Below are 16,814 nucleotides of genomic sequence, written 5' to 3' on the forward strand. Positions count from 1 at the left end.
CAAGATGGACCATCGCATGAAACAGGCAGGGATCAGCGGCACCGCGCGGCGGACCAACATTGCGCGCGACGACCCTCAGAGCGGCTTCACGCTCGTCGAGATGCTGGTCGTCATTGCCATCATCGGAATGATCATGGGTCTGATCGGACCGCGTGTGCTGTCCTCCCTGAACGAATCCCGGGTCAAGACGGCCCGGATTCAGATTCAGAGTTTTTCCAGCGCGCTCGATCTGTTCTATCTCGACACCGGCCGCTATCCGACCTCGTCGGAGGGCCTGACCGCGCTGGTCCGGCCCGCCTCGACCATCCCAGGCTGGGCGGGACCGTATCTCAAGGGAGGAAACGTCCCGAGCGATCCCTGGAGCCACGCTTACGTCTACCGCTCGCCCGGGCAGCATGTGCCCTACGAGATCGTGTCGTACGGATCGGACGGGCAGGAGGGTGGCGTGGATCTCGCCGCTGACATCTCCTCGTCGATGACGATCGGTGCCAAATAGCAATGGGGGGCCGCGACGGCTGCGAGGCCGGCTTCACTCTGATCGAGGTGGTGTGCGTGCTCGCGATCGTCGCGCTGCTGGCGTCCGTCGTGGTCCCCGCCGTATCGCGACAGACCTCGCGGCCGCAACTCGAAGCCTATGCGGTCGAGGCTGCTGCGCTGTTGAAGGCCGATCGCAATGCCGCGATCAGGCGGGGCCTCGAGGTCACGACTCGCATCGATGCGCAGGCGCGGTCGCTCCGCTCGGGCGCGAACGGGCAGGTCGTCCGCTTACCTGCGGACGTGCGGTTCGAGACGGTGCTGCCGCGCAGTTGCGACGAGCGGCCCGCCTTCGAGACCATCAGCTTCTTCGGATGGGGCAGGTCGTGCGGCGGCGTCATCACGCTCACCCATCTCGACGCCGGCTACCAAATTCGCGTCACTTGGCTGACAGGAAGGATCGAAGTTGTCTCAAACGCTGGTCTGTCGAAGCGATAGGGCGACAGCAGGATTCACGCTGATAGAGACGCTCGTCACGCTTGCGATCGTGGCGGTGTCGCTCGTCGCCATCGGTGCGCTCATGGGGTCCTCGGCGCGCGGCAGCAGGAAGCTGGAGCAGCACGTCGCGCTGGTGCAGGCCGCCTACGACGCGCTGTGGCTGGCCTTTCCGTCGCGCCTGCCGCCGGCATCTCCGACGCAGTCGGGGGAGGCGACGGCACATCTCTGGCGCGCGCAGGCGGAGCCCTTCCCCGTCGATATCGGCGCGCCGGGCGGCGCATCCGCCTGGATCCCGCAGAAGATCATGCTCCAGGTGCGATCGCCATCGGGCGCGACCATGGAGCTGGAAACCGTCCGGCTGTTCCGGAGGCGGGCCGAGTGATGACGACACGGGTCAACGATCGTCGAGCAGGCTTCACGCTGGTCGAAGCCCTCGTCGCAATGGTGGTGATGGGGCTGCTGGTCTCCGCGCTGTTCGCGATCACGGCGCAATGGCTGCCGAACTGGAATCGCGGTCTGCATCGCATCCAGCGCAGCGAATCGGTGAGCGTGGCGCTCGACCGCATTGCCGCCGATATCGCGGCCGCCGAGTTCATGAGGCCCGATGGACAGGCCAAGTCCGTTCTGTTCGACGGATCGGAGACGTCGATCACGCTCGTCCGAACGGCGCTCGGACCGCAGCGGGGCCGGGGTCTCGATGTGATCCGCATCGCCGAAAGCGGCGGTGGCGACGACGTGGCGTTGACGCGGACTCGCGCGGCCTTCGCACCTGGCAGTGTGTCCGCCTGGGAGTTCGCCGATCCGGTCGTGCTGCTGCAGGCGCCGTACCGGGTGTCGTTCGCCTATGCGGGGTCCGACCGGATCTGGAGTCCGTCGTGGCGCAATGCAGAGAAGCTGCCGGCAGCCGTGCGGGTGACGGTGCATGACGGAAGCCGCGGGAGCGCGCCATCGCTGTCGCGGATCGCGGTCATTCGTGTCTCGGCGTCGGCCGACAGCGTCTGCCGGCCCGCGGACACCAATTGCGACAGGCAGGCGCTTTCCGCCGATGCGACGGTCGGGCGTGCCTCCGCGGCATCGAAGCAATGATCATGTGCCGAGACAGCCATCCGCGAGAGTCTGATCCCGATGATCGGGAAGGTGGCTTCGTCCTCGTGGCGGTGCTCTGGCTCCTTGTCTCGCTCGCAGGACTCGCGGGAGCCCTGTCCGTCTATCTCGTCAGCACCGCCCAGCGGCTGTCGCTCGACGATGCGCGCCTGCGATCCGCCGCGCTGGTCCCCGCCGGCCTGGAGCTTGCGGCCTACAAATTGTTGGCGTTGCCGAAGCCGCAGCGCCCCGCTGCCGGGGCCTTTTCGTTCCGGCTCGATCATGCGCAGGTCTCGGTCGCGTTTCGGTCGGAAGCAGCTCGCATCGATCTCAATCATGCCTCCAAGCAGATGCTGGCCGCCTTGTTAGAGGGTCTCGGCGCGCGCGCTGACAGGGCCGGCGAATATGCCGAGCGGATCGTCGGCTGGCGAACGCCGCCGGCCGAGACCGGCGCGGACACAGAGCGCGATCTCTACCGCACAGCCGGTGCGGACTACATGCCGCGCACCGCGCCGTTCGCCAATGTCGAGGAGCTTCGGCTGGTGCTCAACCTGCCGCCGGCGCTGGTCGACAAGGCGATGCCCTTCGTGACCGTCTTCAGCGGCCGCAGGGAGGTCGACCCGCTGGAGGCCGCCCCCGAAGTGGTGGCCGCGCTTCCCGGAATGACGCCGGATCAGCTGAAGAGCTTCCTCGAGCAGCGAGCCGGCCTGCGTCGAGACGTCAGGTCGCTCAACGCGGCGCTCGGTCCCGCACGCGCCGCAGCGACGCTGGAGGTCGCCGATGCCGTCCGCGTGTGGATCACGATCGGCTTTGACGGCGGTCGCCGGGCCGCAACGGAGGCGGTCATCCTGCTGGGCGATGGTGACGATCCTTACCGGGTGCTGTCGTGGCGCGATGACGTCGATGCTCCGGGGATGCTCAAACAAGCGGGGAGGGCGCCGAGATGACGATGTCGACGAGAGTGCGCCACGAACTGGCGGCCTGGATCGGCTCCGTCGCCGAAACCATCGTCGCCGCGATCGGCCGGCTCAATATCAGGCCGGGGATTCGGCTGATCGAGACCGAACGGAACGTCTTCATCATGCGGATGGTCGCGCGGCCTCGGCGACCGGTCCCGCCGGATTGTCGCGTTCGTCTGCCGGACGGCCACGAGGCCTTTCCCGCACTTCCCGAGAGCTGGAAGACAGTCCTGCGCGGCAGCCGGATCGAAGTGGCGCTGAGATCGGACCGCTTCCTGTGGCGGCCGCTCGATCTGCCCAAGCGGGCCGTCGAGTTTCTCGATGCCATGATACGCTCGCAGCTCGATCGGCTGACGCCGTGGTCGGCCGAAGAGGCCGTGTTCGGCAGGACTGCGCCAGTAGAGATATCGGGTGAGCGCATCCGGACCATGGTGATCGCAGCACCAAGAGCGAAGCTGGATCCGCTCATTCGCCTTGCCGAGTCCTGGCGTGCCGGATCGATCGTCCTGTTTGCTGCGCCCGAGACGGCGCCGACGCCGCGTGACGACCGGCTCATTGCGTTCAGCGAAACGAGGCTGACCGAGCAGCGCTTGGAGGGAGCGTTCGACGTCGGCCGTATCAGTCGCGTCCTCACCGCGCTCCTGATGGTCGCCGCCCTCGCGGCGGCGCTGTCGTTCGCGACAACGAGCCTGCTGGGAGGACATCTGGACGAGCAGCAACGCCAGCTCGCGCAGAAGATCTCGGATCGGCGCGCAGCGCTGCGCCTCGATCTGCAAGGGGCCGACAGTGCCGCGCTGCGTAGCCTGATGCGACGCAAGCAGGAGACTCCCGCAGCGGTCGTGCTGCTGGAGGCGCTGTCCCGGATCCTACCGGACAACACCTACGTGACCGAGTTGCGGATCGAGAAGGACAGGATGCAGATCGTCGGAATGACCCAGGATGCGCCGGCGCTGGTCAAATTGATCGAGCAGTCGGCGCACTTCACGCGTGCGACCTTCTTCGCGCCGACCACGCGTTCGGCTGAGGATCCCGGAGAACGGTTCCATATCGAAGCTGGCATCAAGCCCCATTTTGGACTTGGCACATGAGCGTCGCAAAGCTCGTCACGGATAATTCCGCATCGCCCTCGATCGCCGCGGTCGCCTATGCGGGACTGCTGATCGTGCTGATCTCGGTCACGGTGCTGTCGATCAAGAGCATGATCGATCAGCGCAGCGAAGTGACCTCGCTCGCCGATACACTCCACCTGCTGGACGCCCACAGCATGGCGGCCGCGCGTCAGGACAGCAACGGCGATGCCGGCATGACGGGATCGGCCTTTCTCGAAGGACCGACCGTGACCGTAGCAGGAGCAGCGCTGCTGCAGCGCCTCGGCGACGTGGTGACGCGTCATGGCGGCAGCGTGTCGTCGTCGCAGCTCGATGTGCAGGGCCCCCGTGCCAAGGACGGTCATATCAGCGGGAGCGCGAACTTCGAGGCCGGTCAGTCCGACCTGCAGCCGATCCTCTACGATCTGGAGGCCGGCATGCCCTGTCTGTTCGTCGACGAGCTGGTCGTCGAGGGGCACGCCCCTGCGGCGGCATCCAGCGGAAAACTGCGCGTGCTGATCACGGTCTCTGGACAGTGGCAGGGCCCGCAATGAGCAGTCTCGCCAAGCTTTGCATGATCGGCTGTTGCAGCGTTCTGGCGGTGGGGTCGGCGTTCGGCATCGCTCATTCGACCGGCCTGGACGTCTCGGAAGCGGTCTCCGCCGAACAGCCGAGCGGATCGGCGCAAGCCTCGTCCATCGCGCAGCGACCGCCGTCGCGCACCGGCAACCCATTGTGGGGCATTCCGCTCGAGCAGCTGTCGGCAACGCGCGAACGCCCGCTGTTCTCGCCGTCTCGCCGTCCTCCGCCGACCGATGTCCCGCCGCCGGCCGTCGTGGCCGCTCCGGTGGTGCAGGAGCCGTCCGTTCCGGAACGGCCGCAGCTCGCGCTCGTCGGCACCGTCGTGAACGGGGACCGCGGCCTTGCCGTGTTCGTCGATACGAGCAGCAAGACGCCGTTGCGGATCAGAACCGGCGCAGACTATCGGGGTTGGACGCTGCGTCTCGTCGAGGCGAGATCGGTCACGCTGCAACGGGGCGAAGACGTCACCGTTCTCACGCTGCTGCCGACGCCGGCGCCGGCCCAGCCGACAAATTCAGCTAACGAAAGTTTTGCGCAGATGCCGTCAACCCCCACGGCGCCTCCGCTGGCTCAAGCAGGGCCGCCCTTTCTGTCGCCTGAGTCCAGGCTACTTCGGATGCATCAACGCCAACGTTCGGGACGCCGCCAATTGTGAGGATGGATCCGATCTGGATCGAGGCGCGACGGTGGACGCCGGACGGCCGCACCGGCATGCCCCGATCGAAGCCGATGCGGCTGTCGGTCGGTGGCGCTCAGCGCTTGCACAATCCGCTCGTCAGAACCCATCCCTTGTCCGTGAGAGCGGCGGAAACGATGTCGAAATACAGGCGCTTGTCGGGGTCGTCCTCCGACACGAACGAGACCTGACACAGGAAGCGCCCGCCCTCGTCGCCCTTGTCGCATGTCGCCTCGACAATCCTCAGTCCCCTGTCGTGGCGCACGCCGGATGACGGCGCTTCCTGCTCGTAGGCCTTCTGGATGATCTCGGTAGTCGGCGCTCCGCAGGCAATGCCGGTCACATTGCAGGCCCATGCAAGAACAACAGCAAGCAGCATCCTTCGGTCTCCTTGGAGCAGGGCACTCACAAATCCGTCCGACAGCGTCCGCGTCCGGCACGATCTAATGAGATCCATCGCGAGCTACGAGAGCGGGTTGTCGTTTTTGTGTCGGCGCTTGTCCGCCACGCGCACAACGCAAGCGGCCGGCCATGTTGTTAGATCGATTCTTAAACGCCGGTCGGCAATTCTCACAAAACGAAGAAAATCGTCACAAAGGAGCCACCCGACATCCATAGCGACGAAGCTGAGGGGACGATGGCGGTCGATCTGCTGATGAGTTCGGACGACTCATTCGATTGTCACGCGCCGGAGACCGTCATCGTTTTTACCGGGTGTATCTCGAGCCAGATGGGGATCAGGCATGTTAGTCGGGCGTGTGCACAAACCAACTCTGCGAACACTGACATCAGCGGCGGCGGTGTTGGCCGGCTTGACCGTTGCGGGTCCTGCGGCGCAGGCCCATGATCTGGCCGAGCCGACGGTGTTCAGGAGCTGGCACGGCGTGCTCGATCTGCTGATGATCGCACGCCCCAAGCCGATCTCGACGATCACCTATGCGCCCCCTGGGGGCTCGCCGATGAACCCGACCGGCTGGGTCTACGAGATCTGTCGGCGGCCCGCCTCAGGCGACAAATGTCCGGCCGGCGCCGCGGTGGCGGACTACGGTGGCGTGCGACTTGCCCTGCAGAAGGGGGATACGCTGAAGATCAGGCTGGTGAACCAGCTGCCGCAGCTCGATCCGGCCAAGGTGAACCACAACACCGATCCCGGTCAGGCCAATCTGTTTCGCAACCCGACCAACCTGCATACCCATGGGCTGATCGTCGAGCCGCGCGCGCCGACGCTGACCGACCAGACCTTCGGGGACTACGTCTTCGTTCAGGTCTTCAACTCGGCCAACGGCATGCCGGTGCCGCAGACCACCCACCAGCACGGCTCCAACAAGATGGACTCCGCGGATTTCCGCATCGAGATTCCGCGCAACCACCCGTCGGGCCAGTTCTGGTTTCACCCGCACATCCATGGCATTTCGCTCAACCAGGTCTCGCAGGGGCTGGCCGGCATCATCTCGGTCGGCGAGGTCTCGGACTACGCGCATGGCGATGCCAGGCATTCGCCGTTTCCGGACGCGAGCGTGCGCCATCTGATCCTGAAGGATCTTCAGGTCGCGCCCGGCGGCCCGGTGCAGTTCGACAGCGGTCCGGTGGACGTCCAGCCGGGCGAGGTGATCAACCAGCAGGATCCGGGCTTCTGCGCCCAGTTTCCGGCAGGCAGCTCCGAAGTGCGTGAAGGGTCGTGCCCGGGCGTCGATCTGTCGGCCGATGGCGGCTCCAACTTCTCCGGCGGCAAATGGTTCTTCACGGTCAACGGCCAGACGTTCCCGAAGATCAAGGTCACCGATCCCGATGGCGAGATCTGGCGGCTCACCAATGCGTCCGGCAGCCTGTCCTACAATCTTCAGCTGACCGATGACGAGACGCAGAAGCCGATGGTCATGCAGCTGATCTCGGTCGACGGCGTGAGCGTGAACCTGCCGCAGGATACGACGATGGACACCATGGTTCGTCTCGGCGGCGCCCGCTTCAGGGTCGTTCCCTGTCCGCCGTCGCCGACGTCGGGCTTCCATTCGAAGCCGGTCTGCGTCACCCAGATGGTCATGATGCCGAGCTCGCGCACCGAAGTGTTCGTCACCTATCGCGATCCCGCGACGGGTGCGATCGCCAGCCTCGGGCGGTCTGCCTCCGCGACCTTCAAGATGGCCGGACTGACGATGGGCAGCGGCGATCAGTGGCCGGCGGTCGATCTCGCCAAGGTGCACTTCCACCAGCGCGGTTGGCGCAACCACATCGCCTACGCCATGGACATCAGGGGCGACGCCTTGGCGACCATGCAGCCATCAGGCATCCTCGATGCCAAGGTGCCGTATGCGAACGCTGCGCCGCTGCGTGCCGGCTGCCGTCCGCTGCCGGCGGGACATCGCCGCCGGATCTTCTTCGGCATCGCCGACCTGACCGACGACGGCACCTTCGGTCTCGGCTATGAGGAGGTCGATCAGAACGGCAACCCGGTGCCCGGCACCCAGCTTCCGGTGAGCCAGTTCGACCCGTCGCAGAACATCGTCTGCCTACCGCTCGCGCCGGGACAGCGCCCCGTCCACGAGACCTGGGAGCTGGTGCAGCTGTCGACGGAAAATCACAACTTCCACATTCACCAGACGCGCTTCCGGACCGTCAACAGCAAGGCGGGGGAGAACACGCCACTATCAGTATCGCTGAACAGGAGCATCGGCGGGGGCATGCTGCAGGACAACGTCCCGCTCGGCGTCGCGACTCCGAACGTCCCGGAAGTAATGGAATCCCAGAGCGGGGTCTGCAGCATCGAGCAGTGGCGGAACGGGCAGTGCACGTCGAAGCCCGTGGTGGTTGATATCCCGTTCTCACAGGTCGGCGAGTTCGTCTATCACTGCCATATTCTCGAACATGAGGACGGAGGCATGATGGCGAAGATCAAGGTCGTGCCCTCGCCCTATGGCGGCAATCCATGGGAGGCAATGAACCAGATGCCGTGGTAGTTGCGGCAGCGGTCTTCTGCCATGTCGTTCACGAGGTCGGCGCCACATCTGTGGCGCCGACCTTCGTTTGTGCGCAGCGATGCTCTTGCGCGGCCGCCTTACCGCCGCGAAGGACGATCGCCTGCCAAACGCGACGCGCTTTCCAGGTCTGGTTCGAAGAAGGAATTGCGCATTTTGAATCGGTCTAAACGGCTGCAAACGTCTTTGCATGACTTTGAAATGTCAGGCTCGCGTGCCGCAAGCTGCACGAGCGCGGTCCCCGCGACGTGGCGATCTGCAGCAACATTGTTATTCCTCAGCCGCTCCGGCAAATCGCCAACATCGACGTGGCAATTCGCCGCAATCGAAACACTACTCTCTCGACTGACATTCGGAGCCATTTGCAGCGCGCTTGGTTGCGAACGTCGCAAGGACGGAGGCAGACCCGCGAACGGGTAGGGCTGTTGCCGAGGCAAAGTGTGATCGATCGCTCGGGTTCATTGTCGCACTGAACTGGATGGTTCGGAGCGTCGCTGCTGCCGTTTAGACGGCTTCGCAGGAGAGGTTGACAGCGATTGATGCCCTGAGAAGACGAAAATGCGTTCGGCGAGGGAGGGCGTACCATGGAAACAAAGTTGAGGTGGACGAGATGAGCGATTGGTTGAAATGGACGGCGCCCGCAGTGGCCGTCATGTCGATCGCCGCACCGGCCCATGCCATTCAGTACATGAGCGTCGAAGAGGCGCAGAAGGCCGCTTTTCCGGGAGCCAGCTTTTCCGAAGTCCAGCCGGGCAGGGTATGGAAGGCGAGCAATGGCGGCTACTTCTATTACGATCACGTCGTCGGCAAGCACCTCCTGATTGACTACACGGTTGCCGTCGGACCCGACGGGCGGGTGCGTCGCGTCGACATTCTGAACTATCGCGAATCCTATGGCGGCGAGGTGCACGATGCCAGCTGGCTCGGTCAGTTCGTCGGCAAGAGCAGTCAGAACGAGCTTCGCATCAACTCCGACATTCGCAACATCTCGGGCGCCACGCTGTCCTCGACCCACTTGACCGAGGGCGTTAAGAAGGTGCTGTCGTATCATGCCAGCCACTTCCGCTAACCTTCGACGAGCACGGGCTCTGCTCGGGACATTCGTCGAGATCGACGTCACGGATGCACACCGCTGCGATGCGGAGAATGCCGTTGAAGCTGCGTTTTCCGCGGTGACCGACGTGCATCGGCTGATGAGTTTCCACGATCCCGACAGCGACGTGTCGCGGCTGAACCGCGCGGCATCGAGCGGCGTCGTGAATGTGCATTCTTGGACCTACGCCGTGCTGAAGATGGCGCTCGATGTGACCCATCACTCCGACGGCGCCTTCGACGTTGCCGTCGCCGGCGCGGGAAGGCCGTCTGTGGGCTCGACGGCGCAAGCGGATGTCCCACAGTCGACTGCGATCGAGTTGCTCGCCGACGACCGCGTCCGTTTCCGCGATTCCGCCGTCAAGATCGATCTCGGCGGCATCGCCAAGGGGTTCGCCGTGGACCGCGCGATCGCGGCGTTGCAGAGCCGCGGCGTGCGCTCCGCAATGGTCAATGCAGGTGGGGACCTCGCCGCCTTCGGGCCCGATGCTCGCATCGTCCACATTCGCGACCCGCGTTTCCCAGACAGGCTTTTGTGCCAGGTCGAAGTAAGCAATGGGGCGCTCGCGTCGTCGGCGCGCCGCTTCGACCCGTTTCGATCGATGGAAACAATGGATACAGCGGTCGTCACGCCTTCGACCCGGCTGCCCACAGGGGTGGCCCACGGCGCCACCGTGAGCGCGCCAACCTGCATGGTTGCCGACGCCCTCACCAAGGTCGTGATGGTGGCTGGCCAACAGGCTGCGGCGCCACTGGCGCGCTTCCAGGCGAGCGCGATGTTGATTGCGGCGAACGGCGCCATTCATACGACACCGGACTGGCAAGGAGTTCACCAGCATGCGGCTTAAAGGCTTGTTTCGGTTCGCCCTCTACGGAATTCTCGGACTCTTGTTCGCCAGCGGGGCGCTGTGGATCTATGCCGATCAGATGAAGACCCGCACGGAGCTGGACAGCGAGATGTGGCAGCAGGCCGCCGCATTCCTGCTGAGCATGCATGGCGGAACTGCAATGGTGACGCTGATGCTGCTTGGGGCGCTCGGTCCCATGCACGTCCAGCGCGCGTGGCGTGCCGGGAAGAATCGAGCGACCGGTATCGTCAGCCTCGCGATGTATGGTCTGCTCATCGCGACGGCGTTCGGGCTCTACTACGTCGGATCCGAAGCGCTTCGGCCCTGGATCAGCACGGTCCACATTGCGTTCGGGCTCGGCGTTCCGGCTGTCATCACCGCCCACATCATCGTCGGCCGCTCGAGCGTTGTCGCCACGGCTCAGTCCGTGCGGCCACAACGTGCGACCTCTCCGACCCTGGCTCCTGCCGACGCGCCTGCCGATGCCGATCTGGTCAACGTCATGAGCAAGGTAGGTTGACCGCATCCGGCGTTGGGCCGAGCAGGTCTCCATCCCGGCAACGACTTCCTTGCTCGCAGTTGGCCAGTCGCCGCATGGAGGAATTCTCCGAGCCGGCGGCCGCTGCACCATATCGCCCGTTTCTTGCTGATCGGGTTGTACACTGGTACGCGCGCTGGGGCCATCGCGTCGGCTTCGCCTGAGCGCGACGGAGGCCGGTCATTCGTCGATCTCGATCGGGGGATCTTCTATCGCCTCGCGGAGGGCAAGCGAGCGACTAACAAGCGGCAGCCTCCAGTACCGATACCAGGACGGCTTTTGGCGCACATGCGGCGCTGGACGCGGCGCGGCGCAGTGCGTTCGCACTTCGTCGAATGGAACGGCCAGCCGGTCAAATCCGTCAAAACTGGATTTGCGACCGCGGTGCGGCTGTCAGGGCCGTCGCTGAGGGAGGGGAATATCTCGCCGCACACGCTGCGCCACACGGCAGCGACGTGGCTCATGCAGAGGCGCGCCGACCCCTGGCAGGCCTCAGGTTTTCTCGGAATGTCGGTCAAGGTACTGCTCGACACATATGGCCATCATCATCCGGATTACATGCGCGAGGCCGCGGCCGCGATTGCGTCAAAGGACCGCAAGCAGAACGTATCGGTGGTCGAACCAGTGGTTGACCTGGAGAGGCACTTGGCCCGCAAGCCGTAAACTATTGACTGTGCGAGTGGGCCCGGCAGGACTCGAACCTGCAACCAGACCGTTATGAGCGGTCGGCTCTAACCATTGAGCTACAGGCCCCGCGGCGCGGAGGTCTTGCTGGCGGCGGGCAGGAGCGGGCCTGTCCGGCGCGGTGTGGAACCCCAACGACGGTTCGGGCTCCGTTTACAGCCTGGCCAGCCATCCGGCAATGCCGCTACCGGATCGTTTTGGCGCGCCGCCGTCGCCGCCGGCCCGGTCTCGGCCCGCCGCGACGCTAGTCCACCGAAACCCCGGCGAATTCCACCACCTTGCGCCACTTCTCGGTCTCGTCGACGACCAGCTTGCCGAACTCCGCCGGCGTCATCGCGCGCGGGATGCCGCCGGTCTCGGTGAGCCGTGCCACCAGCTTGGGGTCCTTCAGCGCCTCGCCGACCGCCTTGTTGAGAATCTCGACGATCTCAGGCGGCGTGCCCTTGGGCGCCGAGATGCCGTAGAAGCCGACCGATTCGTAGCCCGGCACGGTCTCGGCGATCGCCGGGACGTCCGGCACCGTCGGCCAGCGCTGCGGCGAGGTGACGCCGAGCGCGCGCACGCTGCCGCCGCGCGCCTGCTCCAGCGCCGTCGGCAGATTGTCGAAGATCAACTGCACCTTGTTGGAGATGATGTCCGGGAACGCCAGCGCCGAGCCGCGATAGGGCACGTGCAGCATGTCGCATTTGGTCATCGCCTTGAACAGCTCGGCCGCCATGTGCACCGAGGTGCCATTGCCCGAGGAGGCGAAGGCGATCTTGCCGGGGTTGGCCTTGCAATAGTCAATGAACTCCTTGACGGTCTTGGCCGGCACGTCGTTGCTGACCACCAGCATGTTGGTGAGCTGCATGATGCTGGCGACCGGCACGGTGTCGCGGATGAAGTCGTAAGGCAGCTTCTTGTAGAGCGAGGTGCTGATCGCGTTGTTGGGCGCGACGAACAGCAGCGTGTAGCCATCCGGCGGCGCGTTGATCGCGGCGGCGGCCGCGATGTTGCCGCCCGAGCCGGTGCGGTTCTCGACCACGACCTGCTGGCCCAGTCGGTCGGACAGCCACTGCGCCATGATACGGGCGACGATGTCGACCGGCCCGCCGGGGGCGAAGCCGATCAGCCAGCGGATGGGACGGTCCGGATAGGCGGCGAGCGCCGGCCCCGGTTTGGCGGCGAGTCCCGCCGCCACGATCAGCCCGAACAGCAGCGCGCGCGCCAGCTTCATGCTCGTCTTCCCCCATCGATTGTTGTCATTCAGCTCGCGTGCGGCGGCCCGGTCGCCCGCGGCCGCCGATCGTTCAGTGCGCCATCACTTCTTGATCAGCGGACACGCCGGATCTGGCGGGCCGAACGCGTCATCGCCTTTGATGGTCGCGAGGATCTTGTAGTAGTCCCAGGGATATTTGCTCTCCTCCGGCGATTTCACCTGCGCCAGCAGGAGATCGTGCACCATGAGATTGTCGGCGCGCAGCTTGCCGTTGCGGGCGAAGAAGTCCTCGACCGGCGTGTCCCGCATCTTCGCGGCGACCGCGAGCGGATCGTCGCTGCCCGCCGCCTTGATGGCGTTGAGATAGTGCATGACTGCGGAATAGACGCCGGCCTGCCACATCGTCGGCATCCGGTTCATCTTGGCGAAATATCGCTTCGACCATTCCCGCGTCTTGTCGTCCATGTCCCAGTAGAACGAGGTGGTGAGCAGGAGCCCCTGCGCCGCCGGCAGGCCGAGCGAATGGATGTCGGTGACCAGCGCGAGCAAAGCCGCCATCTGCTGTCCGCCCTTGAGCAGGCCGAACTCGGATGCGGTCTTGATCTCGTTCATGTTGTTGGGCGGGCCGGCGGCGATGCCGATGATCTTGGCCTTGGAGGCCTGCGCCTGCAGGATGAAGGACGACAGATCCGGCGTCGCGAATGGCGGCCGCACCGCGCCCACGACCTTGCCGCCATTGGCGGTGACGACGCTCGACGCGTCGCGCTCCAGCGAATGGCCGAAAGCGTAGTCGTCGGTGATGAAGAACCAGCTGTCGCCGCCGCGCTTGACGACCTCCTTCGCCGTGCCGGTGGCGAGTGCGCGGGTGTCGAACACCCATTGCATCGCGTAGGGCGAGCAGAACTTGCCGTGGAAATCGGCGGAACCGGTCGACTGGGTGATGAACAGCTTCTTCTTCTCGGTGGCGATGGTCTGCACGGCGAGGCCCACCGCGGAGACCGGCACGTCGACGATGAGATCGACCTGCTCGGTGTCGTACCAGCGGCGCGCGATCGCCGCGCCGATGTCGGGCTTGAGCTGATGATCGCCGACGATGACGCTGATCGGCTTGTCCAGAACCTTGCCGCCGAAATCATCGACCGCCATCTGCGCCGCGGTGACGGACCCTTGTCCGGTCGGCGTCGAGGCCGGGCCGTTCATGTCGCTGAGCACGCCGATCTTGACGACGTTGTCGGAGATCTCGGCCTGCGCGGCGGTCGTGACCAGCAGCGCGGCTGCGGCCCACGCCGCCCGCTTCAAGCAGCTGAGTTGCAATCAGTCCTCCACCGATACCGGCATGATGCCGTTGTTTGTTCCGGCTCTGCCGGCCGGTCCGCCTATCTGCAATCAATCCAGGGCGGCCGTCAATCGTGCCGGACGGCGGAGCGGCGGAGCGACCCTGTGCGCTGCAACGCCGCAAGCAGCGAGGTCGTCGCGCACGCGCGCAGGCTCCTCGGCCGTTCAGGCCTTGGCGGTCATTTGCTCCTCGTGCGCAGCCTCCCACACCTCGCGTGCGGCGTCGGCGTTCATCAGTGCGATGCCGACGCCCACGATCAGGTCGGGCCAGATCGAGGGCCACACAAAGGCGGTCACGAGACCGACCGCGATGATCGCGATGTTGGCGAAGGCGTCGTTGCGTGCGGACAGGAAGGCGGCGCGGGTCAGGCTGCCCCGGTGGTCCCTGACCCGCGCCAGGATCAGCGCGCAGCCGAGATTGACGATCAGCGCGCCGAGGCCGGTCACGGTGAGCGGCAGCGGCGCGGGCACGATCGGCGTGAAGAACTTCTCCCCGGCGGTCCACAGTCCGGCGATCGCCGGCGCCAGCAGGATCAGCGCCAGCACCTTGCCGAGCAGCGCCCGCCGCGGCGGGCTCCAGCGCAGCGCCAGCGCAATCAGGATGTTGACCGAGGCATCTTCCAGAAAGTCGACGCTGTCGGCGAACAGCGCCACCGAGCCGATCGCCAGCGCCACGGCGAACTCGATGCCGAAATATCCGAGATTGAGCACGGCAACGGCGAGCACGGCGCGGCGGACCATGGTTGTCGCGTCCATCAGGCGTCCTCAATCCTCGAGAGCTGCGAGCCGCTCCGCCTCGGCGAGGTCGAGCGCGGTATTGGCATTGAAGAACGGATCCAGCGGAACCGACGGCCAGCTCACGGTCGCGACCTTGTAGCGCGCCGTGAAGCGGGTGACCTTCCGGATGTCCTCCGCGACCAGGGCGTGGCGGAGGTCCTCGCGCAGCCCGACCGGCCACAGCCCGATCACTGGGTGGATCTGTCCGCCGGACGCCGCCAACGCCAGTTCGGCCTGCTCCGCCGCCCGCGCTGTCGCCAGCCGTGCGACCAGATCACGCGGCAGGAATGGACAGTCGCCGGCGGCGCTCAGCATCCACCGTGCCTCCGGCATGTGCGCCGCAACCCAGTCGAGGCCGGCGAGAATGCCGGCGAGCGGGCCCGGAAAGCCGACGACACCATCCGGCACGACTGTCAGGCCGTTGCCTGCGAAGCGCGCGGGGTCGCCATTGGCATTGAGGATCAGCTGGCTGCACTGCGGCGCCAGCCGGGCGATCACGCGCTCCAGGATGGTGCGGCCGTCGACCATGCGCAACGGCTTGTCGCCGCCGCCCATCCGCTGCGCGCGACCGCCGGCGAGCAGCACGCCGGGGATCGAAGTCGAGGTCATCGCTGTCATCGCGGGTTCGTTACCACGACTGCTGCCAGGGCGTCAGCGTTGGGCGCGCACGATCCACCATTTGCGCCTGCGGGGCGGCCGCACCGGCATGCCCCTCGCTTACGGGCCTTGCCTGGTCCGCGGGGCTGCTGGCATGACAGCGCGAAGCGTGGATATGGCGTTCCACCCGGCCTTCGGGCCATCGATCGATCCCGCGCTCCTGGCTGTGCGAAAGCGCCGGGGCTTTTCTGGAGACCGCGATGAAAGTCATCGGCCTCGCCGGCTGGAGCGGCGCCGGCAAGACCACGCTGCTGACGCGGCTGATTCCTCATCTCAAGGGGCAGGGACTGCGCGTCTCGGTGATCAAGCATGCCCATCACAAGTTCGACGTCGACGTTCCCGGCAAGGATTCGTGGCGGCATCGCGAGGCCGGCGCCGAGGAGGTCCTCGTCGCGTCGGGCACGCGCTGGGCGCTGATGCACGAGCTGCGCGGCGCAAGGGAGCCGGCACTCGCGGAGCTTCTGGCGAAGTTGTCTCCCGTCGATCTGGTCGTCATCGAAGGCTACAAGGCCGGGCCGCATCGCCGCATCGAGGTGCATCGCACAGCCAACGGCAAGCCGCTGCTGTTTCCCGATGATCCAGGCATCGTCGGGCTCGCCAGCGACGGCGATGTCGAGACCGCGCTGCCGCGCGTTCATCTCGACGATATCCCGGCGATCGCGGCGCTCGTCCACCATCTGGCGATGCCGCTGGCGGACGTTCTGGCGTTGTGCGACAAACTTGGTGTTCCGTGATGGAACTCGCGCGAGTTCGCAACGCCAGTGTTCCTCTGGCATCCCAGGAACCCAGTTCAGGGTTCCCGTGATGGTGCGGCCCGGTTGACGTGCCGGAACCGCTTGGCCATGGTCGCGCACATGATGATGACGAGGCTGGATCTGACGGGCCTGAAGTGCCCACTGCCGGTGCTGAAGACCCGGAAGGCGTTACGGACGCTCAAGGCGGGAGAGCGGCTCGAAGTGTGCTGTACCGACCCGCTTGCGGTGATCGACATCCCGAATCTGGTACGGGAGACCGGAGATCGGGTGGAGAGCGTCGATCGCACCGAGCGCGGGATTCTGTTTCGGATCGAGAAGGCGGCGGGACCGGCCGGATGACCCGTGCGGCGGTGAACATCCTCTGCTGCAGGTTGCTCGAACTACGTAGTTCGCGGGTGCGATCTCGACGCATCGATGTGTCAAGGGATCGTGCTGCTTCCTATCGTCGCAGCGGCGTCAACCCGAGCTCACAACAATGCCGCGTTCTCAGTCCAGGCTTGCGACGCTGTTGCCAGGCAAGGACAAGTTGCTTCGTCTTCACGTTTCCGCGAGCGCCGCGCATGCGGCGTTAAGCCGTGTCCCGTCGCTGATCGCCCGG

19 protein-coding genes, 1 tRNA gene and 1 pseudogene are annotated in these 16,814 nt (G+C 65.6%); 15 read left to right on the plus strand and 6 right to left on the minus strand.

The window, feature by feature from the left end:
- Positions 1-16 precede the first annotated feature (16 nt).
- The 8 genes from gspG to QX124_RS05915 are packed head-to-tail and all read left to right on the plus strand — an operon-like array spanning position 17 to position 5,339.
- On the plus strand, positions 17-496 hold the full coding sequence (gene gspG, locus QX124_RS05880) for a type II secretion system major pseudopilin GspG (protein WP_315771933.1): 480 nt from the start codon (positions 17-19) through the stop codon (positions 494-496).
- 2 nt (positions 497-498) lie between these two features.
- Positions 499-972: a prepilin-type N-terminal cleavage/methylation domain-containing protein gene (locus tag QX124_RS05885; RefSeq protein ID WP_315771935.1), complete on the plus strand. Its 474-nt coding sequence runs from the start codon at positions 499-501 to the stop codon at positions 970-972.
- The gene (locus QX124_RS05890; RefSeq protein WP_315813765.1) at positions 941-1,354 is read left to right on the plus strand and encodes a type II secretion system protein; all 414 of its coding nucleotides are present in this window, start codon (positions 941-943) and stop codon (positions 1,352-1,354) included. Before QX124_RS05885 ends, QX124_RS05890 begins: the two co-directional genes overlap by 32 nt.
- Complete coding sequence (locus QX124_RS05895) at positions 1,354-2,058, plus strand: prepilin-type N-terminal cleavage/methylation domain-containing protein (RefSeq protein ID WP_315771937.1); 705 nt, start codon at positions 1,354-1,356, stop codon at positions 2,056-2,058. Before QX124_RS05890 ends, QX124_RS05895 begins: the two co-directional genes overlap by 1 nt.
- A 2-nt stretch (positions 2,059-2,060) precedes the next feature.
- Positions 2,061-3,002: a type II secretion system protein GspK gene (locus QX124_RS05900; RefSeq protein WP_315771940.1), complete on the plus strand. Its 942-nt coding sequence runs from the start codon at positions 2,061-2,063 to the stop codon at positions 3,000-3,002.
- A 2-nt stretch (positions 3,003-3,004) separates the two neighbouring features.
- A complete protein-coding gene (locus QX124_RS05905) occupies positions 3,005-4,102 on the plus strand; it encodes a PilN domain-containing protein (protein WP_315771942.1) in 1,098 nt (365 codons plus the stop codon).
- Positions 4,099-4,656 (plus strand): type II secretion system protein GspM, encoded by a 558-nt coding sequence (gene gspM, locus QX124_RS05910; protein WP_315738695.1) that lies wholly within the window; start codon positions 4,099-4,101, stop codon positions 4,654-4,656. Before QX124_RS05905 ends, gspM begins: the two co-directional genes overlap by 4 nt.
- Positions 4,653-5,339 (plus strand): hypothetical protein, encoded by a 687-nt coding sequence (locus QX124_RS05915; protein ID WP_315738694.1) that lies wholly within the window; start codon positions 4,653-4,655, stop codon positions 5,337-5,339. The genes gspM and QX124_RS05915 overlap by 4 nt, the downstream gene beginning before the upstream one ends.
- Before the next feature lie 97 nt (positions 5,340-5,436).
- Here the strand turns inward: QX124_RS05915 and QX124_RS05920 are convergent, their stop codons facing one another.
- Positions 5,437-5,739: a hypothetical protein gene (locus tag QX124_RS05920; protein WP_315771944.1), complete on the minus strand. Its 303-nt coding sequence runs from the start codon at positions 5,737-5,739 to the stop codon at positions 5,437-5,439.
- Positions 5,740-6,319: 580 nt separating this feature from the next.
- Between QX124_RS05920 and QX124_RS05925 the strand changes: the two genes are divergently transcribed.
- The 5 genes and pseudogenes from QX124_RS05925 to QX124_RS05945 all read left to right on the plus strand — a co-directional run.
- Positions 6,320-8,314 carry a multicopper oxidase domain-containing protein gene (locus QX124_RS05925; protein ID WP_315772088.1) on the plus strand — a complete coding sequence of 665 codons (1,995 nt, stop codon included), beginning with the start codon at positions 6,320-6,322 and terminating at the stop codon, positions 8,312-8,314.
- Positions 8,315-8,942: 628 nt separating this feature from the next.
- A complete protein-coding gene (locus QX124_RS05930) occupies positions 8,943-9,401 on the plus strand; it encodes an FMN-binding protein (RefSeq protein ID WP_315715594.1) in 459 nt (152 codons plus the stop codon).
- Positions 9,382-10,272, plus strand: a complete 891-nt coding sequence (locus QX124_RS05935; RefSeq protein ID WP_315771945.1) for an FAD:protein FMN transferase — start codon at positions 9,382-9,384, stop codon at positions 10,270-10,272. The genes QX124_RS05930 and QX124_RS05935 overlap by 20 nt, the downstream gene beginning before the upstream one ends.
- On the plus strand, positions 10,262-10,792 hold the full coding sequence (locus QX124_RS05940) for a hypothetical protein (RefSeq protein WP_315771947.1): 531 nt from the start codon (positions 10,262-10,264) through the stop codon (positions 10,790-10,792). The genes QX124_RS05935 and QX124_RS05940 overlap by 11 nt, the downstream gene beginning before the upstream one ends.
- Positions 10,793-10,885: 93 nt before the next feature.
- Positions 10,886-11,473: pseudogene (locus tag QX124_RS05945) on the plus strand (tyrosine-type recombinase/integrase); the annotation flags it as partial.
- A 17-nt stretch (positions 11,474-11,490) separates the two neighbouring features.
- On the opposite strand, the gene QX124_RS05950 reads toward QX124_RS05945, so the two are convergent.
- The 5 genes from QX124_RS05950 to mobA all read right to left on the minus strand — a co-directional run bounded on the left by QX124_RS05950 (position 11,491) and on the right by mobA (position 15,422).
- Positions 11,491-11,563 (minus strand) — tRNA-Ile (locus tag QX124_RS05950).
- A 175-nt stretch (positions 11,564-11,738) separates the two neighbouring features.
- Positions 11,739-12,710, minus strand: coding sequence for a tripartite tricarboxylate transporter substrate binding protein (locus tag QX124_RS05955; protein ID WP_315771948.1), 972 nt, complete (start codon positions 12,708-12,710; stop codon positions 11,739-11,741).
- A gap of 84 nt (positions 12,711-12,794) precedes the next feature.
- Positions 12,795-14,006, minus strand: coding sequence for an ABC transporter substrate-binding protein (locus QX124_RS05960; RefSeq protein ID WP_315796639.1), 1,212 nt, complete (start codon positions 14,004-14,006; stop codon positions 12,795-12,797).
- A 186-nt stretch (positions 14,007-14,192) separates the two neighbouring features.
- Complete coding sequence (locus QX124_RS05965; RefSeq protein ID WP_315755231.1) at positions 14,193-14,783, minus strand: cation transporter; 591 nt, start codon at positions 14,781-14,783, stop codon at positions 14,193-14,195.
- 9 nt (positions 14,784-14,792) lie between these two features.
- A complete protein-coding gene (gene mobA / locus QX124_RS05970; RefSeq protein ID WP_315755232.1) occupies positions 14,793-15,422 on the minus strand; it encodes a molybdenum cofactor guanylyltransferase MobA in 630 nt (209 codons plus the stop codon).
- A gap of 239 nt (positions 15,423-15,661) precedes the next feature.
- Here mobA and mobB point away from each other — a divergent pair, with 239 nt between their 5' ends.
- Positions 15,662-16,195 carry a molybdopterin-guanine dinucleotide biosynthesis protein B gene (gene mobB, locus QX124_RS05975; RefSeq protein WP_315738683.1) on the plus strand — a complete coding sequence of 178 codons (534 nt, stop codon included), beginning with the start codon at positions 15,662-15,664 and terminating at the stop codon, positions 16,193-16,195.
- 120 nt (positions 16,196-16,315) lie between these two features.
- The gene (locus QX124_RS05980; RefSeq protein ID WP_315738740.1) at positions 16,316-16,555 is read left to right on the plus strand and encodes a sulfurtransferase TusA family protein; all 240 of its coding nucleotides are present in this window, start codon (positions 16,316-16,318) and stop codon (positions 16,553-16,555) included.
- The last annotated feature ends 259 nt before the right edge of the window (positions 16,556-16,814 follow it).

The organism is Bradyrhizobium sp. SZCCHNRI3043, from assembly GCF_032377735.1.
Taxonomy (GTDB): domain Bacteria; phylum Pseudomonadota; class Alphaproteobacteria; order Rhizobiales; family Xanthobacteraceae; genus Bradyrhizobium.